Annotated in this window: 24 protein-coding genes, 1 tRNA gene and 1 pseudogene; all 26 read left to right on the forward strand. The window is 56.6% G+C overall.

The features are described from left to right. The first annotated feature begins 13 nt into the window (after positions 1 to 13). Positions 14 to 1,003: a phenylalanine--tRNA ligase subunit alpha gene (gene pheS / locus LVJ78_RS04805; protein ID WP_132954103.1), complete on the forward strand. Its 990-nt coding sequence runs from the start codon at positions 14 to 16 to the stop codon at positions 1,001 to 1,003. Positions 1,004 to 1,057: 54 nt separating this feature from the next. Beyond that, the gene (locus LVJ78_RS04810) at positions 1,058 to 1,441 is read left to right on the forward strand and encodes a nucleotidyltransferase substrate binding protein (protein WP_132954102.1); all 384 of its coding nucleotides are present in this window, start codon (positions 1,058 to 1,060) and stop codon (positions 1,439 to 1,441) included. 97 nt (positions 1,442 to 1,538) lie between these two features. Further along, a complete protein-coding gene (gene pheT / locus LVJ78_RS04815; protein ID WP_132954101.1) occupies positions 1,539 to 3,902 on the forward strand; it encodes a phenylalanine--tRNA ligase subunit beta in 2,364 nt (787 codons plus the stop codon). Between the two features lie 86 nt (positions 3,903 to 3,988). Next, positions 3,989 to 4,294, forward strand: coding sequence for an integration host factor subunit alpha (locus tag LVJ78_RS04820; protein WP_132954100.1), 306 nt, complete (start codon positions 3,989 to 3,991; stop codon positions 4,292 to 4,294). Then, positions 4,275 to 4,601, forward strand: a complete 327-nt coding sequence (locus LVJ78_RS04825) for a hypothetical protein (protein ID WP_132954099.1) — start codon at positions 4,275 to 4,277, stop codon at positions 4,599 to 4,601. Before LVJ78_RS04820 ends, LVJ78_RS04825 begins: the two co-directional genes overlap by 20 nt. Before the next feature lie 35 nt (positions 4,602 to 4,636). Beyond that, a tRNA-Pro gene (locus tag LVJ78_RS04830) sits at positions 4,637 to 4,713 on the forward strand. A 397-nt stretch (positions 4,714 to 5,110) separates the two neighbouring features. Then, on the forward strand, positions 5,111 to 5,848 hold the full coding sequence (locus LVJ78_RS04835) for a beta-ketoacyl synthase chain length factor (RefSeq protein WP_424580116.1): 738 nt from the start codon (positions 5,111 to 5,113) through the stop codon (positions 5,846 to 5,848). Then, the gene (locus LVJ78_RS04840; protein ID WP_132954097.1) at positions 5,845 to 6,603 is read left to right on the forward strand and encodes a lysophospholipid acyltransferase family protein; all 759 of its coding nucleotides are present in this window, start codon (positions 5,845 to 5,847) and stop codon (positions 6,601 to 6,603) included. Before LVJ78_RS04835 ends, LVJ78_RS04840 begins: the two co-directional genes overlap by 4 nt. Positions 6,604 to 6,722: 119 nt before the next feature. Continuing rightward, entirely contained in the window at positions 6,723 to 6,980 is a 258-nt protein-coding gene (locus tag LVJ78_RS04845; protein ID WP_132954096.1) for a phosphopantetheine-binding protein, read from the forward strand. A 10-nt stretch (positions 6,981 to 6,990) separates the two neighbouring features. After that, positions 6,991 to 7,239, forward strand: a complete 249-nt coding sequence (locus tag LVJ78_RS04850) for an acyl carrier protein (protein WP_132954113.1) — start codon at positions 6,991 to 6,993, stop codon at positions 7,237 to 7,239. Between the two features lies 1 nt (position 7,240). Further along, positions 7,241 to 7,780: a COG4648 family protein gene (locus tag LVJ78_RS04855; protein WP_132954095.1), complete on the forward strand. Its 540-nt coding sequence runs from the start codon at positions 7,241 to 7,243 to the stop codon at positions 7,778 to 7,780. Between the two features lie 110 nt (positions 7,781 to 7,890). Further along, positions 7,891 to 9,600, forward strand: a complete 1,710-nt coding sequence (locus tag LVJ78_RS04860) for an ApeI family dehydratase (RefSeq protein ID WP_132954094.1) — start codon at positions 7,891 to 7,893, stop codon at positions 9,598 to 9,600. A gap of 138 nt (positions 9,601 to 9,738) precedes the next feature. Next, positions 9,739 to 10,464: a glycosyltransferase family 2 protein gene (locus LVJ78_RS04865; RefSeq protein ID WP_132954093.1), complete on the forward strand. Its 726-nt coding sequence runs from the start codon at positions 9,739 to 9,741 to the stop codon at positions 10,462 to 10,464. 74 nt (positions 10,465 to 10,538) lie between these two features. Continuing rightward, a complete protein-coding gene (locus LVJ78_RS04870) occupies positions 10,539 to 10,955 on the forward strand; it encodes a Rap1a/Tai family immunity protein (RefSeq protein WP_132954092.1) in 417 nt (138 codons plus the stop codon). Further along, positions 10,956 to 11,621 carry an NMCC_0638 family (lipo)protein gene (locus LVJ78_RS04875; protein ID WP_132954091.1) on the forward strand — a complete coding sequence of 222 codons (666 nt, stop codon included), beginning with the start codon at positions 10,956 to 10,958 and terminating at the stop codon, positions 11,619 to 11,621. It begins immediately after the preceding gene. Continuing rightward, positions 11,618 to 12,547, forward strand: coding sequence for a lysophospholipid acyltransferase family protein (locus LVJ78_RS04880; protein ID WP_132954090.1), 930 nt, complete (start codon positions 11,618 to 11,620; stop codon positions 12,545 to 12,547). The genes LVJ78_RS04875 and LVJ78_RS04880 overlap by 4 nt, the downstream gene beginning before the upstream one ends. After that, a complete protein-coding gene (locus tag LVJ78_RS04885; protein ID WP_132954089.1) occupies positions 12,540 to 12,977 on the forward strand; it encodes an acyl-CoA thioesterase in 438 nt (145 codons plus the stop codon). Before LVJ78_RS04880 ends, LVJ78_RS04885 begins: the two co-directional genes overlap by 8 nt. A 64-nt stretch (positions 12,978 to 13,041) precedes the next feature. Further along, positions 13,042 to 13,320: pseudogene (locus LVJ78_RS04890) on the forward strand (DUF559 domain-containing protein); the annotation flags it as partial. Positions 13,321 to 13,427: 107 nt separating this feature from the next. Continuing rightward, on the forward strand, positions 13,428 to 14,024 hold the full coding sequence (locus LVJ78_RS04895; RefSeq protein ID WP_132954088.1) for a LolA family protein: 597 nt from the start codon (positions 13,428 to 13,430) through the stop codon (positions 14,022 to 14,024). Positions 14,025 to 14,453: 429 nt separating this feature from the next. Further along, positions 14,454 to 16,817, forward strand: a complete 2,364-nt coding sequence (locus LVJ78_RS04900) for an MMPL family transporter (protein WP_132954111.1) — start codon at positions 14,454 to 14,456, stop codon at positions 16,815 to 16,817. A gap of 38 nt (positions 16,818 to 16,855) precedes the next feature. Continuing rightward, positions 16,856 to 18,088: an NAD(P)/FAD-dependent oxidoreductase gene (locus tag LVJ78_RS04905; RefSeq protein WP_132954087.1), complete on the forward strand. Its 1,233-nt coding sequence runs from the start codon at positions 16,856 to 16,858 to the stop codon at positions 18,086 to 18,088. A gap of 25 nt (positions 18,089 to 18,113) precedes the next feature. Continuing rightward, the gene (locus LVJ78_RS04910; RefSeq protein ID WP_132954086.1) at positions 18,114 to 18,626 is read left to right on the forward strand and encodes a hypothetical protein; all 513 of its coding nucleotides are present in this window, start codon (positions 18,114 to 18,116) and stop codon (positions 18,624 to 18,626) included. 15 nt (positions 18,627 to 18,641) lie between these two features. Then, positions 18,642 to 19,853, forward strand: coding sequence for a beta-ketoacyl-ACP synthase (locus LVJ78_RS04915; RefSeq protein ID WP_132954110.1), 1,212 nt, complete (start codon positions 18,642 to 18,644; stop codon positions 19,851 to 19,853). A gap of 91 nt (positions 19,854 to 19,944) precedes the next feature. Further along, a complete protein-coding gene (locus tag LVJ78_RS04920; protein ID WP_207894312.1) occupies positions 19,945 to 20,433 on the forward strand; it encodes a hotdog family protein in 489 nt (162 codons plus the stop codon). Positions 20,434 to 21,080: 647 nt separating this feature from the next. Beyond that, on the forward strand, positions 21,081 to 21,809 hold the full coding sequence (gene fabG, locus LVJ78_RS04925) for a 3-oxoacyl-ACP reductase FabG (RefSeq protein WP_132954085.1): 729 nt from the start codon (positions 21,081 to 21,083) through the stop codon (positions 21,807 to 21,809). Next, the gene (locus LVJ78_RS04930; RefSeq protein ID WP_132954084.1) at positions 21,803 to 23,038 is read left to right on the forward strand and encodes a beta-ketoacyl-ACP synthase; all 1,236 of its coding nucleotides are present in this window, start codon (positions 21,803 to 21,805) and stop codon (positions 23,036 to 23,038) included. Before fabG ends, LVJ78_RS04930 begins: the two co-directional genes overlap by 7 nt. Positions 23,039 to 23,152 lie beyond the last annotated feature (114 nt).

A 23,152-nucleotide genomic window follows, 5' to 3' on the forward strand; every position in this document is an offset into this window, starting at 1 on the left:
GAAACAAATCACCATGGAAAATGCAAACCGTATTGTTGCCGAAGGCATCGCCGCCATCGAAGCCGCAACAGACTCCAATGCGCTCGAATTGGTCAAAGCCCGTTATCTGGGCAAGGCCGGCGAATTGAACGCCTTGTTGAAAACCCTCGGTCAAATGTCGCCCGAAGAGCGCAAAACCATAGGCGCGCACATCAATGAGTGCAAAAATCAATTTCAGACGGCCTATAACGTCAAACGCGATGCGCTCAATGCAGCCAAGCTGCAAGCGCAGCTGGCTGCCGAGGCGCTGGATGTGACCCTGCCCGGGCGCGGCCAAACTGAGGGCGGCCTGCACCCGGTGACGCTCACCTTGCAGCGCGTGGTGGAGTTGTTTCACGGTATCGGTTTTGAAGTGGCCGACGGCCCCGAAATCGAAGACGATTTCCATAATTTCCAGGCGCTCAATATTCCGCAAAACCACCCCGCGCGCGCCATGCAGGATACGTTTTATGTGGAAAACGGCGATGTTTTGCGCACGCACACTTCGCCGATTCAAATCCGCTATATGCTGGACAAAAAAAATCCGCCCATCCGCATCATCGCGCCCGGTCGGGTTTACCGCGTCGATTCCGACGCCACCCATTCGCCGATGTTTCACCAAGCCGAAGGCCTGTGGGTGGAAGAAGGCGTGAGCATGGCCGATTTGAAAGCGGTGTTTACCGATTTTATCCGCCGCTTTTTCGAGCGCGATGACTTGCAGGTGCGTTTCCGCCCCTCGTTTTTCCCGTTTACCGAGCCTTCCGCCGAAATCGACATCATGGGCGACAACGGCAAATGGCTGGAAGTGGGCGGCTGCGGCATGGTGCACCCCAATGTGCTGCAAAATGTGAATATCGACCCTGAAAAATACACCGGCTTCGCTTTCGGCATCGGGCTGGACCGCTTTGCCATGCTGCGCTACGGCGTAAACGATTTGCGCCTGTTTTTTGATAATGATTTGAATTTTTTGAAACAATTCAAATAAATTAAGTTGGATTTTTGCTGAAAATCGGGTCTTTTAAAAGAATGAAGGATTTTGATGATGCAAGTTTTGAATCTGCAACCTTTAATCAATGCGACTACACGTTTGCAGGAAGGTTGGCTGCGTTACCTGCAAGACATCAGCGACACGCAAATCCGTGACGGTTTGATTCAGCGTTTTGAATTCACTTATGAAATCAGCCATAAAATGCTGAAGCGCTATCTGGAACAGGTTTCGGCCAATCCTGCTGAATTTGACCAAATGAGTTTTCAGGATTTAATCCGCACCGCCAACGAACAAGGCTTGCTGCAAGGCGATTGGACAGATTGGAAACAATACCGCGATATGCGCAGCCGCACCAGCCACACCTATGACGAAGCGGTTGCATTGGCTGTGGTGCAGGGCATTGAAAAATTTTTAGCCGAAGCTGTATTTTTGTAAAATAAATTGCAGCAAAAATGCAGGCTGCCTGTGCATCAAAATAATGAAAGCAAACCGCCGTTTCAGACGGCCTCAATAAACAAAACAAGAGAATATCATGCAATTTTCTTATGATTGGCTCAAAACCCAAGCCAACCCCAATCTTTCCGCCGATGAAATGGCGCATCTGCTCACCATGTCGGGCTTGGAAGTGGAAGAAGTGGAAACTGCCGCGCCGGCCTTTAGCGGCGTGGTGGTGGCCGAAGTGAAATCGGTGGAAAAACACCCCGATGCCGACCGCTTGAGCATTACCCAAGTGGATGCGGGCACAGGTGAATTAATTCAAATTGTGTGCGGTGCGCCGAATGTGGCCGCCGGCATCAAAGTGCCGTGTGCTTTGCCGGGCGCGGTGTTGCCGGGCAACTTCAAAATCAAGCCCACCAAAATGCGCGGGCAAACCTCTAACGGCATGTTGTGTTCCACCAACGAATTGGACTTGCCTGATGACGGTGTGGACGGTCTGCACATTCTGCCGGCCGATGCGCCGGTGGGGCAGGATATCCGCGATTATCTGGCGCTCGATGATGTGTTGATGACGCTCAAAATCACGCCCAACCGCGCCGATTGCCTGAGCATCAAAGGCCTGGCGCGTGAAGTGGCGGCGCTCACGCAATGTGAAAACCGGCCGCTGGCGCTTCAGACGGCCTCTGTGCAAAGTGGCAAAACCCAAGCGGTGCGTATTGATGCGCCGCAAGATTGCGGCCGCTTTATCAGCCGCGTGATTGAAAATGTGAACGCGCAAGCAGCTACGCCCGATTGGCTGAAGCAGCGTTTGGCGCGCAGCGGCATCCGCTCGATTTCGGCGTTGGTCGACATCGGCAACTATGTGATGCTGGAGCTGGGCCAGCCCATGCATGTGTTTGATGCCGACAAACTGCACGGCAGCATCATTGTGCGCCGCGCTGAAAACGGCGAAACCTTGGCCTGCCTGAATGAAAAAACCGTGACCCTGGCCGACAACACCTTGGTGATTGCCGATGAGCAGGGCGCGTTGAGCATGGCCGGCCTGATGGGCGGCGAAGCGAGCGCGGTTTCAGACGGCACCCGCAATATCGTGCTGGAAGCGGCCTGGTTTGCGCCGGCTATTATCGCCGGCAAATCGCGCCAATACGGTTTCGGTTCCGATTCGGCTTTCCGTTTCGAGCGCGGCGTGGATTGGGCTTTGCAGGCCGATGCAATCGAGCGTGCCACAGAATTGGTGTTGCAAATCTGCGGCGGCGAAGCGGGGGCGTTAACCGAAGCGCTCGGCCAATTGCCGGCCGCCAATCGCGTTGAAGTGCGCTTGAGCCGTGTGGAAACCTTATTGGGTGTGCATATCGAAGCGGCGCAAGTGGAAGCAATTTTGCGCCACTTGGGCTTAAACCCGAAAGCCACTGCAGAAGGATTCAGCGTGAGCGCGCCGAGCTTTCGCTTCGATATCGAAATCGAAGCCGATGTGATTGAAGAAATCGGCCGCGTGTATGGCTACGACAATATTCCCGACGAGCGCACTTCAGGCCGTCTGAAAATGCTGCCGCTGCCGGAAACCAAGCAATCGCGTTTTGATGTTTACCGCCAAATGGCCGCGCGCGGCTATCAAGAAGTGGTGAGCTACGCTTTTGTGAATGAAGAGTGGGAGCAGGATTTTGCAGCCAATGCCGATCCGGTTCGTCTGCAAAACCCGCTGGCGGCGCAATATGCGGTGATGCGTTCCACTTTAATCGGCGGTTTGGTGGAGATTTTGCAAAACAACCTCAACCGCAAACAAAGCCGCGTGCGTGTGTTTGAAATTGCACGCGTGTTCAGCAAAGCTTCAGACGGCCGTTTTGTGCAAAACGAGCGTGTCGGCGGCTTGCTGTATGGCTCTGCGCTGCCCGAGCAATGGGGCGAGAAAAGCCGCAGTGTGGATTTTTACGATGCCAAAGCCGATGTAGAAGCCTTGCTGGCCGGCAAAACGGTGCAGTTTGTCAAAGCGGCTCATCCGGCGCTGCATCCGGGGCGCACCGCCGAAATTGTACTCGATGGCCAAACCATCGGCTTTATCGGCGAATTGCACCCGCAATGGCTGCAAAAATACGATTTGCCGCAAGCGGCGCTGGTGTTTGAAGTGGATATGGCAGCCGTGGCCGCGAAAGAGAAAGCGGCTTACCGGCCGGTGTCGAAATTCCAGCCCGTCCGCCGCGATCTGGCTTTTGTGATGCCCGAAGAGATAAGCCACGACAGCCTGCTCTCTGCTTTGCACAGCGCGGCAGGCAAGCTGGTGCAGGAAATCAGCGTGTTTGACGTGTATCGCGGCGCCGGCCTGCCCGAGGGCATGAAAAGCCTGGCGGTAAAAATCATGTTGCAAGACACGGAGGCCACGCTCACCGATGAAACGGTAGAGCCTTTAATCGGCCGTCTGATTCAGGCCGCAGCCGATGTAGGCGCGCAACTGCGTGGATAAAAAAGTGAAATAAAACCGGATATTCACTTGAATTCTAAACGAAAATTAGTGATAATCCGCCCTTGTCGAAAAATGAAAGTAATAAAATGACTTTAACTAAAGCTGAATTGGCCGATATTTTGGTGGAAAAAGTAAGCAACGTCACCAAAAACGAAGCCAAAGAAATCGTTGAGCTGTTTTTTGAAGAAATCCGCACCACCTTGGAGCGCGGCGAAGAAATCAAAATTTCAGGCTTCGGCAATTTTCAATTGCGCGACAAACCGCAACGCCCGGGCCGCAACCCGAAAACCGGCGAGGAAGTGCCCATTTCCGCCCGCCGTGTGGTAACATTCCACGCAAGCCAAAAATTAAAAGGCATGGTGGAGCATTATTATGACAAGCAACGCGCCTGATTTACCGCATATCCCCGCCCAACGCTATTTCAGCCTCAATGAATTGTGCGCACTGGTGGAAATCAGCCCTGAGCAATTTGCCCAGTGGCAGCATGCCCACGGCGTGGTGGTGGGTTATGGCGGCGATCACTATACCCGGCAGGATGTGATGAAATTACGCCGTCTGAAAGACACGTTTGCGCCTTTTGTGGACGAATTTACCCGCAATGCGCTCGATGGCGAGGGCAATCCGGCCATCCGTGCAGATGAAATGCGGACGGAGCTGCAAAAAATATTGGCGGATATCGAAAAAGCACTTGCCAACTGATTTTAGCGCCGCTATAATCTTTTTTTTCTTTGAGTCGGAGTGTGGCGCAGTCTGGTAGCGCACTTGCATGGGGTGCAAGGGGTCGAAGGTTCGAATCCTTTCACTCCGACCAAAAAAATACCACGAAAACAGCTGCTTATGGCAGCTGTTTTTTTATTGTCTGGGTGTTTGTGGCTCAGGCTTTGTCGCTTTTGCCGGGTTGTTTTCGGCGGCGGGCTTTTTGTGCGGGCTTATGCCAAGCCTAAAAAATAACTTGGCGGTGTTGGCTCGCCTTGCTATCTTGTTTCTTTAGGCTTGGTATTGTTTTTGCGATTTATAATGAATGTTTGGTAAATCATGTAAAGCGCGTTAAAATATCAAAAATAATGATGCTGCTTGTATGGGTTTGCTCGGGCAGACAATATTTACTTGTTAAATAAAAGTGTATTCATGCAGAGGCGTCTTTCTGCACTGGTTGCGTTATCGTTAACAAGGCATTTTCCGTTTCAATCATCGGCCGATCAAATGTGATGCATAATTTAAGCTTTTCTTTCAATATCGCGGCATGGCATGCGGTGAGCAGCCGCATGGCTGCGCCCGCGCAATGGCAGGCTTGGGCGGCGGATGCGGATGCGGCCGTTGAAATGCCGGATTATAAGCCGGCATTGGCTTTTTTGCCGGCTATGCAGCGCCGCCGTTTGGGTGATTCGGCGCGGCGGGTGTTGGATGCGGCTTGGGATTTGGCGTCGGATTATCCGGATGCGCCTTTGGTTTATGTATCGCACGATGGTGAAATCAACCGCAGCTTTGAATTGTGGTTGGGCTTGCTGCGCGATAATGAAGTGTCGCCGACTTCGTTCGGCTTGTCGGTGCACAATGCGCTGGCGGGGCAGTGGTCGATGTTGCGCGGCGATATGGGCGAAAACACGGCGCTGGCGGTGCGGGGCGATAGTTTGGAGAGCGGCTTGGCCGAGGCTTATGCGCTGCTTCATGATGGGGCAGAGCAGGTGCTGCTGGTGCTGGCGGATGAGCCCTTGAGCGCGGCTTATGATGTGGCTGCGCACCGTGCGCCGTGGCCTTATGCCTTGGCGATGGTGTTGACACACGGCACAGATTACCGCTTGTCGTTGATGCCGTCTGAAAACGCGGCAGATAATCAAGGTGATTATTGGGGTGCGTTGGCATGGATACGTTTTATGCTTTCAGACGGCCTAGAACATATGCAATATAACGGCGCCCGCCGCTGGCTGTGGCAGAAAAGCGCATGAAGCGGCTGGATTATTTGCGCCGCCTGCTGGCCACGGCTTTCGGATTTGTGCTCTTCGGCGTGGCAGGCGTGTTGTTTAAGCTGGCGCTGCTGCCCTACACCTTAAACAGCACGCGCGGCGATGTGGCGCGGCAGTTGAAAGCCAGAAAATTGGTGGGCGGCGTTTGGCTTTTTTTTGTGCGCTATTTGCAATGGGCCGGTGTGTTGAGCGTGCGCTTTAACGGGCTGGAAAAGCTCGGCCGGCCGGGGCAGTTGGTGCTGGCAAACCATCCTTCGCTTTTGGATGTGGTGTTGTTGCTCAGCCATGCCCCCATGCTCAACTGCATTGTGAAAAAAGATTTGCTCGGCAATCCGGCCATGAAAAGCCCGATTTTGGCCACTGGTTTTATCCCCAACGATGAATCGGTGGAGATGATGGAGGAAGTGGATGCCGTGCTCAAAGGCGGCCAAAGCCTGCTGATTTTCCCCGAGGGCACACGCACGGGCTGGGACGGACAGGTGAAGCTGCATCGCGGCGCGGTGTCGATCGGCTTGCGCAGCGCGGCGGTGATTACGCCGGTGGTGATTAAAATGACGCCGCCTAATTTTAAAAAAGGCCAGCCGTGGTATCGCATTCCGCCGCAGAAAATCCATTATGAAATCACGGTGGGCGAAGATATCGATCCGCAAAGCTGGCTTGCCGAAAAACCGTTGCCGATTGCGGCGCGGCGTTTGAACGAATATCTGCAAAACTATTTTATCAAACATTCTTTGTAGGTTTGAAACCCCGCCTGTGAGGGCGGATAATTGATGAAAGGCGCTGTGCCTTTTTTATTCAGGCTGAAGCACAAGCTGCACCGATGCGGCGCGCTGTGCTGAAACACACGGGAAAAAACATGAATTTAGAAAGCCAAATCAAACAATTAATCATCGACAGCTTGGGGCTGGAAGACATCACCGAAGCCGATATCGACACCGACGCGCCGCTGTTTGGCGATGAGGGCTTGGGGCTGGATTCGGTCGATGCGCTCGAATTGGGGCTGGCGGTGCAAAAAGCTTTCGGCTTCCAGATGGACGGCGAAAAAGAAAACCTGCGCGAGCATTTTGCCAGCGTGCAGACTTTGGCCGATTTTATCCGCAGCAAGCAGGCATAAGGAGCGCATGATGACTGAAAGCGAAATCCGCCAGATTCTCACCGATGCGCTGGTGAACCTGTTTGAAATCGAGCCTGAGCGCATTGCACCGGACACGAATCTTTATGAAGATTTGGAAATCGACAGCATCGATGCCATCGATTTGATCGACTACATCAAGCGCCAAACCGGCCGCAAGCTTTTGGCCGATGATTTCCGCAGCGTGCGCACGGTGGAAGATGTGGTGCAGGCGGTGTTGCGCAAAGACGCAGCGCAATAATGTGAACGCTGCTGCCAAAATCGCCTTGGGCGCAGTGAGCGCGGCCTATCCGTTGTTGTGGTATTTCGGCCGCAACAACGGCGCTTTTTTTTGGCTGGCCGCTTTAATGTGCGGCCTGTGGCTGCTGCGTGCGCTCACACAGCGCGAGCGCGGCCAGCGTGTGGTGGCGCTGATATTGGCGGCTTTTTTTGCCGCTGTGTTGCTGCTGCGGCTGCCGCAGAGCATGTATTGGTATCCCGTGTGGGTGAGCCTGCTGATGCTGGCGCTGTTTGGCGGCAGCCTGTTTGCCAAGCAAAGCCTGATTGAGCGGCTCGCCCGCCTGCAAACGCCCGATTTGCCGCCTGAAGGCGTGCGCTACACCCGCCGCATCACCCAAATCTGGTGTGTGTTTTTTGTGCTCAACGGCAGCATGGCGGCGGCTTTGGTGCTGATGCGACAATACGATTGGTGGGCTTTATATACCGGGATTGTGTCGTATGTGTTGATGGGGCTGCTGTTGGGCGGGGAATGGGTTTACCGCAAAGCGGTGTTGAAGTTGTGAGGCCGTCTGAAGGTTTATCTTCCGTGCCGTCTGTTTTGGGTGCTATGTGTTGTGTTTAAGGCATCTGATTGTTTTATAAAATATTTGTTTGGAAATCCCAGCGCTGAGCCATGCAGAAACTGAGCCGAATTTTATCTCCCGATTTTAATCCGCGCGACTTAATCGCCGTTGCGCCCGAGTGGCGGCGCGCCGATTTCAACCGCGCGGTGTTTTATCTTTCAGGCCGTCTGAAAGCGCAGGGCGTGCAAGCTGCTGCGCTGTGGTTTGACGATGCGGCGCTGTTTGCCTGCGCGATATTGGCGGCGTGGCATGCGGGCGCGCGGGTGGTGTTGCCGCCGAATCTGGCGGCGGAAAATATCGGCTGGGCGGATGATGAGGCGGATATTTGGCTCACCGATGTGCCGCAGCATGCGGCTTTTTCAGGCGGCCTGAATGTGCTGGATGTGGCGGCTTGCTTGGAAAACATGCCGTCTGAATACGAGCCGAACACGCAGGATTGGCAGCTGGACGAAAAAGCACAAGCGCGGCTGAAAACTTCCGGCTCCAGCGGCGCGGCGCAGGTGGTGGTGAAAACGCTGGCGCAAATGCAGGCTGAGGCGCAAGCCTTGACGGCGCTGCTGCCTTTTGCCCAAAGCGGTGCGGTGGCGCTGGGCAGCGTGAGCCCGCAGCATCTATACGGCTTCACTTTCCGCTTTGCCGTGCCGCTTTCGGCCGGCTGGCCGCTGGCGCGCGCGCAATATGTGTATCCTGAAACGCTGCTGGCGGCCACGGCGGCGCATGAGAGCGTGGTGTGGATCACCAGCCCGGCGCTTTTGGGGCGCATGGGTGAAGCGCGCAACTGGGCGGCGGTGCGGCCGAAGCTGCGGGGCATTCTGTCTGCCGGCGGCGCATTGCCGGCGGCCACGTCGGATTTGTTGGCGCTGCATGCCGTGATGCCGTTTGAAATCTATGGCAGCACCGAAACCGGCGTGATGGCTTCGCGGCAGGGCAGCGGTGTTTGGCAGCCTTTGCCGAATGTGCAAATCGGGCAGAACGAAGCCGGCGCATTGTGGGCAGAATCGCCCTGGAGCGGCGGCCGCCAGCAAACTGCCGATATTGTCGAGCCGCAAGCGCGCGGCTTTGCGCTGCTCGGGCGCAGCGACCGCATTATCAAATTTGAAGACAAACGCGTGTCGCTGGTGCAAATCGAGCATGATTTGCTCGCGCACGAATGGGTGGCCGATGCTTATTGCGGCCTGCACCCGCAACACAAACGGCTGGCGGCATGGATTGCGCTCAATGCAGACGGCATCCGTGCCTTGCGCGAACAAGGCCGCGCCGCTGTGATGGCGGTGTTGAAAAAACACACTGCCGCCACGCAAGACACCATCGCTTTGCCGCGCTATTGGCGTTTTGCCGCCGAATTGCCGCGCAATGCGCAAGCCAAAATCGCCGCCGTAGATTTTCAGACGGCCTTCAGCGAAGCGCAAACTGCGCCCGAATGGCCGCTTGAAATGGAAAATCCCGCTGAAAACGAATGGCAGATCAGCAGCCGCGTGCCGCTGGATTTGGTTTATTTCGGCGGCCATTTTGCCCAATTTCCGCTCGTGCCCGGCGTGGTGGAGCTGCAATGGGTGCGCGATTTGACGGCGCGTTTCGATTGGGGGCGGCAAAGCATCGTGCGGGTGGAAAACCTGAAATACCAGCAATTTCTGCGCCCCAACGATGAAGCCCGCGTGCATTTGAAATACGATGCCGATAAAAACAAACTCACCTTTAGGCTGGAAAACACTGATGCCGTGTGCGCTTCGGGGCGGCTGGTGTTTGGCGGGTTTCAATAGGCCGTCTGAAAGTTGGAAGGGAAAATAAAATGAACAAGGTTCAAAAACAAGGCGTGTGGCTGCTTTTGTGGTCGGGCGCAGCCTTGCAACGCATCTTGAGCAGCAATAGGCAATCCGCAGTTTGAAAGTGGTGGAACAATGAACATTTTGGCGCTGATTCCGCACTACAAACACCCCGCCACCGTCGGCCAAGTGGCCGAAGCCATGCGCGGTTTCGGTTTGGATGTGCTGATTGTGGATGACGGCTCGGGCGATGATTGCCGGCAGGTTTTAGACAAACTGGCGCTTTCAGACGGCATCGAAGTGCTCTATCGCTTTGAAAACGGCGGCAAAGGCGCGGCGGTGAAAAGCGGTTTGAACTATGCCGAAGCGCGCGGCTATACGCATGTTTTGCAGGTGGATGCCGATGCGCAACACCATCTGCCCGACACCGCCAAACTTATCGAAGCCGCCGCTGCGCAGCCCGAAGCGGTGGTGTGCGGCTGGCCGCAATACGGCAGCGATGCGCCCAAAGCGCGCCTTTACGGGCGAAAAATCACCGATTTTTGGAATATGGTCAACACCGGCTCCACCGACATCAAAGACGGCATGTGCGGCTTCCGTCTTTACCCCTTGGCCGCCGCGCTTGCGGTGGTGCGCGAAGAAAACGTGGGCGAGCGCATGGATTTCGACACCGAAATCCTCGTGCGCCTGCATTGGCGCGCCTTGCCGCTGGTGTGGATTAAAACGCCGGTGCGCTATGCTTCAGACGGCATTTCGCATTTTGATGCTTGGGGCGATAATGTGCGCATCAGCAAAATGCATGCGCGGTTGTTTTTTGAAATGTTGGCGCGGCGGTTGAGCGGGCGCTTGGGCAAGCGCTGATTGGGTAGGTTTTGGCAGGCCGTCTGAATGCTGCCAACGATTAGCTGTTAAATGATACCAAAAGGAGAGCCGCGATGAAAAAAGCCATTTGTTTGACTTTGTGGAAAAGCATGATGTTGCTGTGTGTGGCCGCTTATCTGCCCACGGCAGCGGCGGCCAAGCTTCGTCCGGAGGTGGTTTTTTCGGCCGATCAGTTGCTGGAAGCGCTGCGGGGTCGGCAAATCAACTATCTCCACATCTTTAGTTCGGGCAACGAGGCGGTTGCTTTTGCCAACGGCTATATCAATGCCGTGGCCACTGTCGAGGCACGAGCGGGCAGGTGGTGCGGCATGATGACCATCAAGCCGCATGAAGTGGTGTCGCGGGTGGGGGATTTTATTGTGGCTTCGGGCGCCGATGCCAAAAATCAGGCCGCAGATGTTGCTGTGGCTCAGGCTTTGCAGCAGTTGCGTCCTTGCACACAGCCGGCCAAAAAAAGGAAAAGGCAATAAATGGGCGGTTTACTCAAAGGCAAGCCGGTGAGGCCGTCTGAAACACAAGCTTGTTTGCAAGCCCGGCGGGTGGTTGTGAATAAATTTATGCTTGCTGCGTTTCTTTTACCGTTTACCCTTAGCGCCTGTGGAAAAATCCGTGCCGACACCAATGATGCCGCGAAAGTCCACGCCCGTCAGGCCGCTATGCTGTTTTTCAACGCTTGCGTTGCCACCGGAGCGGATGAGGCCAAGTTGGCTGCGTTGGCGGCAAAAGAAAAAATGCTTGAATTAAACAGCGAACAAAAGCAGCCGTTTCATTTCGAGCCTGAAGCCAAGCGGGTTTGGGGTGTGCACAGCGAGGCGGGCGGGCGCTTTTTTCTGGTGTCGGGCAAATCGTATTGCTCGGTGAAAGCCAAACAAGCAGATGCCGAAGAGATTGAAGCAGAGATGGCGGAAATGGCCGCGAAGGTGGCGGAAAATTTGAATTTGGCGCACCGCATCATGAGTGAAGAGCAGCTTGCGCCCACCATCAGGCAAGTGGTGCATACGATAGCGGAGCAAGACGGGCAAAAAGGCATTCTCTTTTCGGTTTACACCCATACCGATGCAAAAGCAGGCGCGCAAGCCGCCTTGAATTTTCACTATTTCAATGAAGCAGGCACACAAGGCCGTCTGAAACCATGACCGCAAAATCCAATCACTGGGCGGCGCAGCAAGAGCGCGGCAACCGTTTGCTGCTCGGCCTCACCACGCTGATGGTGCGCCATTTGCCGGCTTTTTTGATGAATCCGTGCATTTGGTTTGTAGTGTTTTATTTTTACCTCACCGCGCCGGCACCGCGCCGGCACATTGCCCGCTATCAGGCGCGGCTGGCGGCAGCCTATCCTGATGCACCGCTGCCGCGCCGCTGGCCGGTGCTCAAGCAGTTTACGGCTTTCGGGCGGGCGGTGTGCGATCGCTTTGCCGTGTGGCAGCGCAAAATCCGCTATGAAAATCTGGTGCTGCACGACCCGGATAATGTGTATGCCGATATGGACAGCCCCGACGGGCGCGGGCAGATTTTTGTGTGCTCGCATGTGGGCAATGTGGAAATCTGCCGCGCGCTGGTGTCGCACCATCAAGGCTTCAAGCTGAACGTGCTGGTGCACAGCCGCCATGCCCAAGCTTTTAACGAAGCGCTGATCAAGGCCGGTGCCGACCGCATCCAGCTGATTCAAGTTAGCGATTTGGATGCCGCGCTGATGATGGAATTAAACGCGCGCATCGAAGCGGGCGAATGGCTGGCCATCGCCGCCGACCGCGTGCCCGTGCGCGGCGAGAAAACGGTGGAAGTGGATTTTTTAGGCGCCAAAGCGCAGCTGCCGCAAGGCGCATGGCTTTTGGCCGGCCTGCTGAAAACGCAAGTGCACACGCTTTTTTGTGTTCAGCACCAAGGCCGCTATCATTTGAAATTGCGCCGCTTTTTAAACAGCACCGATTGGAAGCGCGGCGAGCGTCAAGCCGCCGTGGCCGCCGCCGCTCAGGCTTATGCCGACCGCCTGACCGAAGAATGCGCCGCCGCCCCGCTGCAATGGTTTAATTTTTACGATTTTTGGAACGATTATGGCTAAACATGTTTACTGCCGCCACCGCACCGAAATAGAAGTGCCGTTTTTTGATGTGGACGCCATGCACATTGTGTGGCACGGCCATTATGTGAAATACCTTGAAGTGGCGCGCTGCGCATTTTTGACCGAAATCGGCTACGATTACAACGAGATGGGCAGGCAGGGCTTTAGCTGGCCGGTGGTGCAGCTCAATTTGAAATATGTGAAGCCCGCCCGCTTCGGCCAAAAAATCTATGTGGACCTGGCGCTGGTGGAAATCGAAAGCTGCCTGCGCATCGACTACACCATTTCAGATGCCCAAAGCGGCGCCAAGCTCACCAAAGCGAGCACCACCCAAGTGGCCGTGGCGCTGGAGAGCGGCGAGATGCAGTTTCAAACGCCGGCAAGCTGGCTGGCAGCGGTGGCCAAACATAAAAGCTTTCAGACGGCCTGATGGGAGTTGATGTGGGCGGATAAATACAAACCTGTGGTTTGCGGCCCTCGCCCCGTATCCAGCACGGGGCAGACGCTTGCACGGTTATAAATTCCGTCGACAAATGCCGATAGGCCGGTATATCGCCGATTTTGTGTGCGAAGAGCGCCGTTTGATTGTAGAGGCCGATGGCGGGCAACATGCTGAGCAATGCGCATACGATGCCGGTCGCAGCCGCGATCTGCAACAAAGCGGTTATACGGTATTGCGTTTTTGGAATCATGAAATTTTGCAGGAAACAGAAGCCGTGCTTGCCCGAATTCTGCTTACGCCGGACAGCCTGCCTGTGGTGAGAGGGCGTTGAATCGGGTTGCACTTAGCCACATGAGGTAAGATCCGAAAAGCCGCAAGGCTTGCTGTGCACCATATAAACCGCACCTGATAGATACCATCCAACATGGAAACAAATACATGAAAAAATATTTAATCGGCATGGCGCTGATTCTATTCAGCCCCTTTATCCAAGCATTCGACACCGCCGAATTGGCACAAATGCTGCAACAGCCGCAAAATGTGCAGGGCGCGTTTGCGCAGCAGCGCTATCTCAAATCATTAAACCAGCCGATGAACACCGGCGGGCGCTTTGTGTTGCTGCCGAAAAAAGGCTTGCTGTGGCAGATGCAAAAGCCGTTTGACAATCGCCTGCGCGTGCGTGCCGACGGCATTATGCAGTGGAACGGCAAGGCGTGGGTGAGTGCCGGCGGTGGCAGCCGCAGCGGGCAGGCGCAGCAAATCAAGCTTTTTCTGGATTTGCTCGGCGGCAACACGGCGGGGCTGGAGAAGCAGTTTGATTTGCAGCTGAGCGGCAATGCGAAAAAATGGACGCTGCGACTCAACCCGAAAACCGCTTTGATGAAGCAGATTTTCACCCGCATCGACATCAGCGGCGATGCCGTGGTGCGCAAAATCGAATTGAACGAAACCCAAGGTGAGCGCACGGTGATGACATTTAGCGGCGTGGCGGTGAATCAGCCGCTGGATGCGTTTGCGCGATTGGCTTTGCAGTAGCCGCAACCTTTGCAAAACGCCCCTGCCGTCGCTCCTGCGCATGCCGAGCAGGTAGCCGCCAGCAACACGAAAAAAATCAAACATTTGATTTTATAGGTAATTTATTATTTTCAGAAATCTGAACAAACCTAGGCACCCGCCTGCGCGAGTGCGACAGATATAGTGGAATGCAAGAAAAAGTGATACAAAACCACGCACTATCACGGGGTAGGTTGGGTTGATAAACCCAAGGTTTCAGACGGCCTGTGGGCTTGTTGGGTTTTCTACCCAACCTACCCGTTGTGTCACTTTTTTATGCATTCCACTATATTTGGTTTTGCAAAGGCCTCAGGCCGTCTGAAAAAAAAGCACTGTGCCGGATATTGCGCTTTGTCGATGCAGCAGAAACCCATGAAACCGATAGGCCGTCTGAAAACATTTGAAACCATCATGAGCCACAAACTCCGCTTTTTTTACACGCTTTTTATCGCCATTACCGCCGTGTTTTTGATCTACACGCTGGCTGCGCGCGCGTGGCTGCAAACCGATCTTACCGCGCTTTTGCCTGCCGAGCAGTCGGCCGATGCGGTGTGGCAGGCGGCGGATAAGGCGGCCGAAGCGCAGCTCAATGGCCAAGTGGTGTTGCTGGCGGGCAGCGATGATGCACAGCAAGCTTTTCAGACGGCCGCCGAGGTTGCCAAGCTGTGGCGCAGTAGTGGCGTGTTTGCAGAAGTGGACAGCGAAATCGCGCCCGATTTGGCGCAGCTGCGGCCAGCGGTGCAGCGCTTGGGCTTGGCGGTGTTGCCGCAGCGGCAGCGCGAATGGCTGCAAAGCGATCCGCAAGCCTATTTCCGGCAGCGGGCGGAAGATGCGCTCAACCCCTTTGCCGCGCCTTCGCCTTTGCCGCTAGACCAAGATTGGTTGGGCTTCGGCCGCTTCACGCTGGCGCAGGCGCAGCCCTTGAGCAAGCTGCAATGGCATGCCGAGAGCGGCATGTTGTTCACCGAAGATGAAAGCGGCAAAACCTGGGTGTGGTTGCGCGCGCGTTTGCCTGAGCAAAGCGGCGTGGCCAACGGCAGTGAGGATTTATTGCCACTGCTGGCGCAAAGTCGCTCGCTGGCGGAGCAGCAGGGCGTGCAAACTTTAAGCGCCGGCGGGGCGCTCTTTGCCGCGGCGGCCAAGGCCGATGCCGAGCGCGAAAGCCGCTTGATGAGCGCGGCGGGGCTGTTGCTCACGTTTTCGCTGCTGCTGTGGGTGTTTCGCAGCGGCCGTGTGTTTTGGCTGGCGCTGCCGCTGGCGGCGGGCTTGCTCACGGGGCTGGCGGCTTCGCTGCTGCTGTTTGGGCAAGTGCATGTGCTCACCTTGGTGATCAGCACGAGCCTGCTGGGCATGTTGGTGGATTTTCCATTGCATTGGCTGGCGCCATCGGTGTTTCCGAGGCCGTCTGAAAGCCGCGCGGCTGCCCATCCGGCATCACGGCTTTCAGACGGCTTGAGCTGGCAGGCCGGCGCGGCCATGCGCCATGCGCGGCCGGTGTTTCTCACCAGCTTGGCGATTACGGTGCTCGGCTATGCGCTGTTGTGGTTTACGCCGCTGCCGGTGTTGCGCCAAACGGCGGTGTTTTCCGGCTTTGCGCTTTTGGGCGCATTCGGGGCAACGGTGTGGTGGCTGCCGCCTTTGTTTGCACGTTATCAGCCCAAGGCCGTGCCGTTTGCCGCTTGGGTGCAGCGGCTTTATCCGCTCACCGGCCGTCTGAAACAGCGCTTGCGCCGCAAAGGCTGGCTGGCTTTGGCCGCTTTGCTGCTGTTGGCGGGCTTGTGGCGCAGCAGCTGGCACGACGATATCCGCCAATGGGTGTCGATGCCGCCCGAATTGCTGGCACAGGCGCAGCAGATAGGTGCACTCAGCGGCCAGGATTTCAGCGGTCAATATCTGCTGATTGAGGCACCGGATGAAGATATGTTGTTGCAACGCAGCGCCGATGTGCGCCGCGCCTTGCAGCCTTTGCTTGATGCGCAGCAATTGGGCGCGGTGCAGTCGCTCGACCAATGGATTATGCCGGTGGCCGGGCAGCAGGCCTTGCAGCGCCGTTTGAGCGAATTGGCGGCGCTGCCGCAAACGTGGGCGGCAATGCGCGAAATCGGCGTGCCGCGCCAAACCATGCGCCAGGCTTTGCGCGAAGCCGCCGCCGCACCGCCGCTCACGCTCTCGCAAAGCCTGCAAACGCCCTTGGCCGAAGCTTGGCGGCCGCTTTATTTGGGCGAAGCGGCACCGGGGCGCTTTGCAGCGGTGGCGCGTTTGCAGGCAATGGAAAATGCAGCAGCAGTGCAGGCGGCGGTGCGCCATCTTGAGGGCGTGCGCTGGGTGGACAAGCGCGCGCACCTAAACGAATTGTTTCACCACACCCGCAACCAAGCCGCTTGGCTGAAGCTGGCTTCTTATGCTCTGGCGTGGCTGTTGCTGTGGAAAATATTCGGCGCGCGCCGCGGCGCGTTGATTTTGGCGGTGCCGCTGGCTTCCGCGCTCGGCGTGGTGGCGCTTTTGGGCTGGCTGGGCGTGCCGGTGAGCCTGTTTGCCATGTTTGGCTTACTGCTGGTGTCGGCCATCGGCGTGGACTATGCCGTGTATGCCTATGCCGCGCATGAAAGCGCACCCGCGCGGCTGGGCGGCATGTTGCTGGCCGCGCTCACCACCGGCATTTCATTCGGCCTGCTTGCGTTGAGCAGCACACCGGCGGTGGCCGCTTTCGGCACCACCGTGGCGCTGGGCGTGGTGTTGAACCTGCTGTTTGCGGCTTGGCTGCTGCGGGAATAAACAGCCTCTAATTTTAAAATCAGAAAGCGATAAATAAGATGAACACAAATTGTGATGTGGCCATTATCGGCGGCGGCCCTGCCGGGGCGGTGGCGGCGGCTTTGTTGAATAAACAGGGTTTGCGCGTGGTGGTGTTGGAAAAGCAGCATTTTCCGCGTTTTGTGATTGGCGAGAGCCTGTTGCCGCATTGTATGGAATTTATCGAGGCGGCGGGCTTCGGCGATGCGGTGCGCGCCGAGCCGAGCTTTCAATTGAAAAACGGCGCGGCCTTTACTTGGGGCAGCCGCTACACTTATTTCGATTTCACCGATAAATTTTCAAGCGGGCCCGGCACCACGTTTCAAGTGCGCCGTGCGCTGTTTGACAAAATTCTGATTGACGAAGCCGCCGCCCAAGGGGTGGATGTGCGCTTCGGCCACGGCGTGGCGGCGTTTGACAACAGCGGCGCTGAGGCCCGCTTGCGCATCGAAGCCGATGACGGTGCTTATGAATTGAGCGCGGGCTTTGTGCTCGATGCCAGCGGCTACGGCCGCGTGCTGCCGCGCCTGCTCGATTTGGAAACACCCTCCGAATTGCCGCCGCGCCTGGCGCATTTCACCCATATTGTCGACAACATCAGCAGCCCCAAATTCGATCGCGACAAAATTCTGATCACCACCCACCCGCAGCACCGCGATGTGTGGCTGTGGACGATTCCGTTTGGCGACAATCATTGCTCCATCGGCGTGGTGGGCACGCCCGACAAATTGGCGGGCGATTCGGAAACGGTGTTGAAAAAATTTGCACTCGAATGCCCGATGCTGGCCGAAGTGCTTGCCGATGCGGTGTGGGAAAACGAATTTCCCTTCCGCAGCATCCAGGGTTATTCGGCCAATGTGAAAAGCCTGCACGGCCGCCATTTTGCCTTGCTCGGCAATGCGGCCGAGTTTCTCGACCCCGTGTTTTCATCGGGCGTGACCATTGCCATGCATTCGGCCAAGCTGGCCGCCGATTTGCTGGTGAAACAGTTTAACGGCGAAGCGGCCGATTGGCAGCGTGAATTTGCCGAGCCGCTGATGGTGGGCGTGAACACTTTCCGCACTTATGTAAACGGCTGGTATGACGGACGCTTTCAAGATGTGATTTATGCCGACAACCGCAATGCCGACATCAGCCGCATGCTCAGCTCGATTTTGGCAGGCTACGCGTGGGACACGGAAAATCCTTATGTGGAAAAATCCGAGCGCCGCTTGAATGCGCTGGCCGAATTGGTGGGCGAAGCCCGATTGTGATGCGATGCCGTCTGAAAGCCATACCATGAATTTTATAAAGCTTTTTTTTGCCGCTTTATGCGCCGCTTGGCTACTTGCCGCCTGCGCTGTTTCAGACGGCCTGCCCAAGCCGCAAACCCTGCCGGCTTTGGCCGCCGGCGACACACGCTGGTTTAAGCTTGAAGCGCAGGATGAAGCCGGCAATATTGAGCAGGCCAGCCTGCTGGCGGTGCAGCGCGACGGCGAGAACCTGCGCTTTGTGCAAACCGATGCGCTGGGTGCGCCGCTGTCGCGCCAAACCGTGGGCGGCAAGGGCTGGGCAAACGATGGTTTTGTCGCGCCCAATGCCGGTTCGCGCCGCCTGTTTGCCGCACTGTTGCCCTTGCTGGACGAGGGCGCGGCGGTTTATCCGCAGCAGCGGCAGGAAAAGCAGGGCGCGGCCACGGTGTATTTTGAAAATACGCGCGAATTGTGGCGCAGCGAAGTTTCAGACGGCCTTTATATCATTGTTTTTCCCGATGGCCGGCGCTGGTTGCTAACACCCCTGAACAACGAATAAACAAAGCCCATTATGATGAATACACCTGTTTACCTCACCGCCCCCGCCATCACCAGCGCGCTGGGCAGCGGCCTGCAAACCCATGTCGATGCGCTGCTCAATCCGCCTGCCGCCTCGCCGCTGAGCGAATCCGGCCAATGGGTGCGCGGCAAAACTTATGCTTTCGGCGCGGTGAATGAAAGCTTGCGGCCTTTCCCCGCCACGCTTTCAGACGGCCACAAAAGCCGCAACAATCAATTGCTGTGGCACGCGCTCGCGCAAATCGAGGGCGATATCGAAGCGGCCAAACAGCGCTTCGGCGCGGGCAGAATCGCCGTGGTGATGGGCACGTCCACCAGCGGCGTGGATGAAAATATTCCCTTATTTCAGCAGGTGGCCGATGGCGGCGCGTGGCGCGATGTGCCGTTTAACCAGCAGCAGCAAATTTTGTCTGCGCCTGCCGATTTTGTGGCGGCGGTGTATGGTTTGCAAAACCTGTGCTACGGCGTGTCCACCGCCTGTACATCGGGTGCAAAAGCCTTAATCAGCGCGGCAAGATTATTGAGGGCGGGGCTGTGTGATGCCGTGGTGTGCGGCGGCGTGGACACCTTATCACCGCTCACCATCAACGGCTTTAATTCGCTGGGCGTGCTTTCAGACGGCATGGCCAACCCCTTTTCCGCCCAACGCAACGGCATCAACATCGGCGAAGCCGCCGCCGCCTTTGTGATGACGCGCGAAGCCGGTTTCGGCGAGAGCCTGCCGCTGCTGGGCTATGGCGCCGGCAGCGACGCCTATCATATGTCTTCCCCGCGCCCCGACGGCCAAGGCGCCGCGCAAGCCTTTCAAGCCGCCTTAATCCACGCCGCGCTGCCGCCCGAAGCCGTCGGCTGGATCAACCTGCACGGCACCGGCACGCAACACAACGACAGCATGGAAAGCCTGGCCGTGGCTGCAATATTCGGCTGCCAAACGCCGTGCACCTCCACCAAACCGCTCACCGGCCACACGCTCGGCGCAGCCGGCGCGATTGAAGCCGCGTTTTTATGGGGCATGGTCAGCCGCCGCTGCAACCCGCAAGGCAGGCTGCCTGCGCAAATCTGGAATGGTGAACGCGATGCCGCCTTGCCGGAAATCGCGCTTACTGATGCGGGCAGCGTATGGCAAAGTGGGCAAAGAATCGGCGCCAGCGCATCGTTTGCGTTTGGCGGCAACAATGCGGTGGTGGTGATAGGCGAGGCCGTCTGAAAGCTGAGTGGCTTGATAGTTGATGTTGATTACCTATTAAAATGAAAACGGCTGAAACAGGTCGTCTGAAAACCAAACTTAAAGAATAACCATGCCCGAAAAGCTGATTTGCCCCATCACCCATATAGCCCCCTTGCTGCCGCACAGCGGCCATATGGTGTTGCTCGACTGCATCACCGAATATGGCGATGATTATCTGCACGCCACGGCACATGTGGGTGAAAAACACATTTTGCTGCAAGCGGGCAGCCTGCCGGCGCTGGCGGGCATGGAAATTATGGCGCAAGGCATTGCCGCGCTGGCCGGCTGCCATGCGCACAATCGCGGCGAGCCGGTGCGGCTGGGCTTTTTGCTGGGCACGCGCAAGTTGAATCTTTTTGCCGACACCATTGCCGTGGGCACGCAATTGTCGATTCAGGTGCATGCTTCCACGCAAGACAGCACGGGCTTCGGCGTGTTTGACTGCGCGCTGCGTTGGACGGATGCGCCGGCTTCGGCGAGGGCACAGCTGCCTTCAGACGGCCTGTTGGTGCAGGCGGCCTTGAATGTGTTCAGCCCGAAAGAGGGGATGGCAGTTTGAAACGGCGGTTTAATGTGGCTTGAAGCCGTCTGAAGCCCAATCTGAACACAAGTTTACCAAACAAGCGCAGTTGCGATGCTATCGTGAAATGCATAAAAAAGTGATACGGCGGGTAGCTTGGGTTGCAAACCCAAGCAATCCACAAGCCGTCTGAAACGTTGGGTTTATCAACCCAACCTACGTGCTTGCTGCTTTCAGACGGCCTGTTGCAGGCGGCCTTGAATGTGTTTAGCGGGTAGGTTGGGTTGCAAACTCAACAAATCCACAAGCCGTCTGAAACTGAATGTGTTCAGCCCGAAAGAAGGAATGGCGGTTTGAAACGGCGGTTTAATGTGTTTTTAAACTGCGGCTTGGTTTGATGCAGTTTGAGGCCGTCTGAAATCTTTCAGACGGCCTTGATAAATTTTGTTAAAATTTCACTTTAAGCTTTACAAAGGCCATGCAGCGGCGCGGCATAACCATGCTAGGGTCTGTTCACATTTCATCCGTGCGTAAGATTTTGAGCGCAAAAGCGCGTTTGCAAGGCGAAAAGCGCAGTAAGGTTGGATACCTTGCGAGCATTTTCAACGCGGCAGGCGCGTTTTTGTGCCAAAAGATTGCCACGAGATGAGTGGTGAACAGACCCTAAAAATACTTTCAGGAAAACGATGAACAAAACCATTTTAATCACCGGTGCAAACCGCGGCATCGGTAAGGCGGTGGCGCTGGGTTTGGCGGCAGACGGCTATGATATTGCGGTGCATTGCCGCAGCCGGCGCGATGAAGCCGAAGCGGTGGCCGCAGAAATCTGCGCACAGGGCAGGCAGGCGCGGGTGTTGCAGTTTGATGTGGGCGACAGGGCGGCCTGCCGCGAAATATTAAGCGCCGATGTGGAAGCGCACGGCGCTTATTACGGCGTGGTGCTCAATGCCGGGCTCACGCGCGACAATGCTTTTCCCGCGCTGGAAGATGAAGATTGGGATAATGTGTTGCGCACCAATCTTGATGGTTTCTACAACGTGCTGCATCCGGTAATCATGCCGATGATACGCCGCCGACAGCCCGGGCGCATTGTGTGCATGGCTTCGGTGTCGGGCTTGATCGGCAACCGCGGCCAGGTAAACTACAGCGCTTCCAAAGCCGGCCTGATCGGCGCGGCCAAAGCCTTGGCACTGGAATTGGCCAAGCGCAAAATCACGGTAAACTGTGTGGCGCCGGGCTTGATCGACACCGCCATTTTGGATGAGCACACGCCCGTGGCCGAAATTTTAAAAATGATACCGGCGCAGCGCATGGGCAGCCCCGAAGAAGTGGCGCATGCGGTGCGCTTTTTGATGGATGAAAAAGCCGCCTACATCACGCGGCAGGTGATTGCGGTGAACGGGGGATTATGTTGAACAGAGTTGTGGTCAGCGGCATCGGCGGCATTTCTGCTTTCGGCCGCGATTGGGCAAGCATTCAAGCGGCTTTCAAACAAGGCCGCAATGCCGTGCAAAATATGGGCTGGCAGGGGCAATATCCCGATTTGGAAGCGCAATTGGGCGCGCCCATCGAAGGCTATGCGCCGCCCGCACATTGGACGCGCAAACAGCTGCGCAGCATGGGGCGCGTGTCTTATTTGTGTGTGGATGCGGCCGAGCAGGCGCTGGCCGATGCCGGCTTGCTCGGCGATGAGCGCATCAAAGACGGGCGCATGGGCGTGGCCTGCGGCTCTTCCACCGGCAGCACGCAAGACATCCGCGATGTGGGTGAATTGCTGATTACCGGTAAATCGCAAAATTTCAGCGCCAACACCTATGTGCGCATGATGCCGCACACCACCGCCGCCAATATCGGCATTTTCTTCGGCCTCACCGGCCGCATCATCCCCACCTCCAGCGCCTGCTCATCGGGCAGCCAAGGCATAGGCTATGCTTATGAAGCCATCAAATACGGCATGATAGAAACAATGCTGGCCGGTGGCGGCGAAGAATTCTGCCCTTCTGAAGTGTATGTGTTCGACTCGCTCTATGCCGCCAGCCGCCGCAACAACGAGCCGGCGCAAACCCCGCGTCCTTACGATGCGGGGCGCGATGGCTTGGTGATTGGCGAGGGCGCGGGCATATTGGTGCTCGAATCGCTGGCGCATGCGCAGGCGCGCGGCGCGAAAATTTATGCCGAAATCGTGGGCTACGGTGCCAACAGCGACGGCAGCCACGTTACCCGGCCGCAAAAAGCCACCATGCAGCGCTGCATGGCGCTGGCTTTGGAAGACGCAGGGCTTGAGCCCGCGCAAATCGGCTATGTCAACGGCCACGGCACCGCCACCGAGCAGGGCGATATCGCTGAAACGCAAGCCACCGAAGCCTTGTTTGGCAGCCGCATGCCTATCAGCTCGCAAAAAAGCTACCTCGGCCACACCTTAGGCGCATGCGGCGCGCTCGAATCGTGGTTTTCGATTGAAATGATGAACAGCGGCTGGTTTGCGCCCACCCTCAATCTGGATCATATCGACCCGCGCTGCGGTCGGCTCGATTATATCCGCGGCCAAGGGCGAGAAATCGACACCGATTATGTGATGAACAATAATTTCGCCTTCGGCGGCGTGAACACTTCGCTGGTGTTTAAGCGCTGGCGCGGCGAATGAGTGAAAGTGCAAAACAAAGCCAAGGCCGTCTGAAAAGTTTTCATACCAATTCAAAAAAGTAAGCTAACAAGGCGGCGAGCCGAAGACAGTACACCTAGTACGGCTAGGCGAGCT

It is taken from the genome of Uruburuella suis, assembly GCF_022870845.1.
GTDB lineage: Bacteria > Pseudomonadota > Gammaproteobacteria > Burkholderiales > Neisseriaceae > Neisseria > Neisseria suis.

Coding starts and splice junctions, on each gene's coding strand:
- LVJ78_RS04870 (WP_132954092.1), top strand. CDS start 10,539: ATGAAAAAAGCCATTTGTTTGACTTTGTGGAAAAGCATGATGTTGCTG.
- LVJ78_RS04810 (WP_132954102.1), top strand. CDS start 1,058: ATGATGCAAGTTTTGAATCTGCAACCTTTAATCAATGCGACTACACGT.
- LVJ78_RS04850 (WP_132954113.1), top strand. CDS start 6,991: ATGACTGAAAGCGAAATCCGCCAGATTCTCACCGATGCGCTGGTGAAC.
- LVJ78_RS04860 (WP_132954094.1), top strand. CDS start 7,891: ATGCAGAAACTGAGCCGAATTTTATCTCCCGATTTTAATCCGCGCGAC.
- LVJ78_RS04880 (WP_132954090.1), top strand. CDS start 11,618: ATGACCGCAAAATCCAATCACTGGGCGGCGCAGCAAGAGCGCGGCAAC.
- LVJ78_RS04910 (WP_132954086.1), top strand. CDS start 18,114: ATGAATTTTATAAAGCTTTTTTTTGCCGCTTTATGCGCCGCTTGGCTA.
- LVJ78_RS04915 (WP_132954110.1), top strand. CDS start 18,642: ATGAATACACCTGTTTACCTCACCGCCCCCGCCATCACCAGCGCGCTG.
- LVJ78_RS04920 (WP_207894312.1), top strand. CDS start 19,945: ATGCCCGAAAAGCTGATTTGCCCCATCACCCATATAGCCCCCTTGCTG.
- LVJ78_RS04820 (WP_132954100.1), top strand. CDS start 3,989: ATGACTTTAACTAAAGCTGAATTGGCCGATATTTTGGTGGAAAAAGTA.
- pheT (WP_132954101.1), top strand. CDS start 1,539: ATGCAATTTTCTTATGATTGGCTCAAAACCCAAGCCAACCCCAATCTT.
- LVJ78_RS04840 (WP_132954097.1), top strand. CDS start 5,845: ATGAAGCGGCTGGATTATTTGCGCCGCCTGCTGGCCACGGCTTTCGGA.
- pheS (WP_132954103.1), top strand. CDS start 14: ATGGAAAATGCAAACCGTATTGTTGCCGAAGGCATCGCCGCCATCGAA.
- LVJ78_RS04930 (WP_132954084.1), top strand. CDS start 21,803: ATGTTGAACAGAGTTGTGGTCAGCGGCATCGGCGGCATTTCTGCTTTC.
- LVJ78_RS04865 (WP_132954093.1), top strand. CDS start 9,739: ATGAACATTTTGGCGCTGATTCCGCACTACAAACACCCCGCCACCGTC.
- LVJ78_RS04875 (WP_132954091.1), top strand. CDS start 10,956: ATGGGCGGTTTACTCAAAGGCAAGCCGGTGAGGCCGTCTGAAACACAA.
- LVJ78_RS04905 (WP_132954087.1), top strand. CDS start 16,856: ATGAACACAAATTGTGATGTGGCCATTATCGGCGGCGGCCCTGCCGGG.
- fabG (WP_132954085.1), top strand. CDS start 21,081: ATGAACAAAACCATTTTAATCACCGGTGCAAACCGCGGCATCGGTAAG.
- LVJ78_RS04845 (WP_132954096.1), top strand. CDS start 6,723: ATGAATTTAGAAAGCCAAATCAAACAATTAATCATCGACAGCTTGGGG.
- LVJ78_RS04885 (WP_132954089.1), top strand. CDS start 12,540: ATGGCTAAACATGTTTACTGCCGCCACCGCACCGAAATAGAAGTGCCG.
- LVJ78_RS04825 (WP_132954099.1), top strand. CDS start 4,275: ATGACAAGCAACGCGCCTGATTTACCGCATATCCCCGCCCAACGCTAT.
- LVJ78_RS04835 (WP_424580116.1), top strand. CDS start 5,111: ATGCATAATTTAAGCTTTTCTTTCAATATCGCGGCATGGCATGCGGTG.
- LVJ78_RS04895 (WP_132954088.1), top strand. CDS start 13,428: ATGAAAAAATATTTAATCGGCATGGCGCTGATTCTATTCAGCCCCTTT.
- LVJ78_RS04900 (WP_132954111.1), top strand. CDS start 14,454: ATGAGCCACAAACTCCGCTTTTTTTACACGCTTTTTATCGCCATTACC.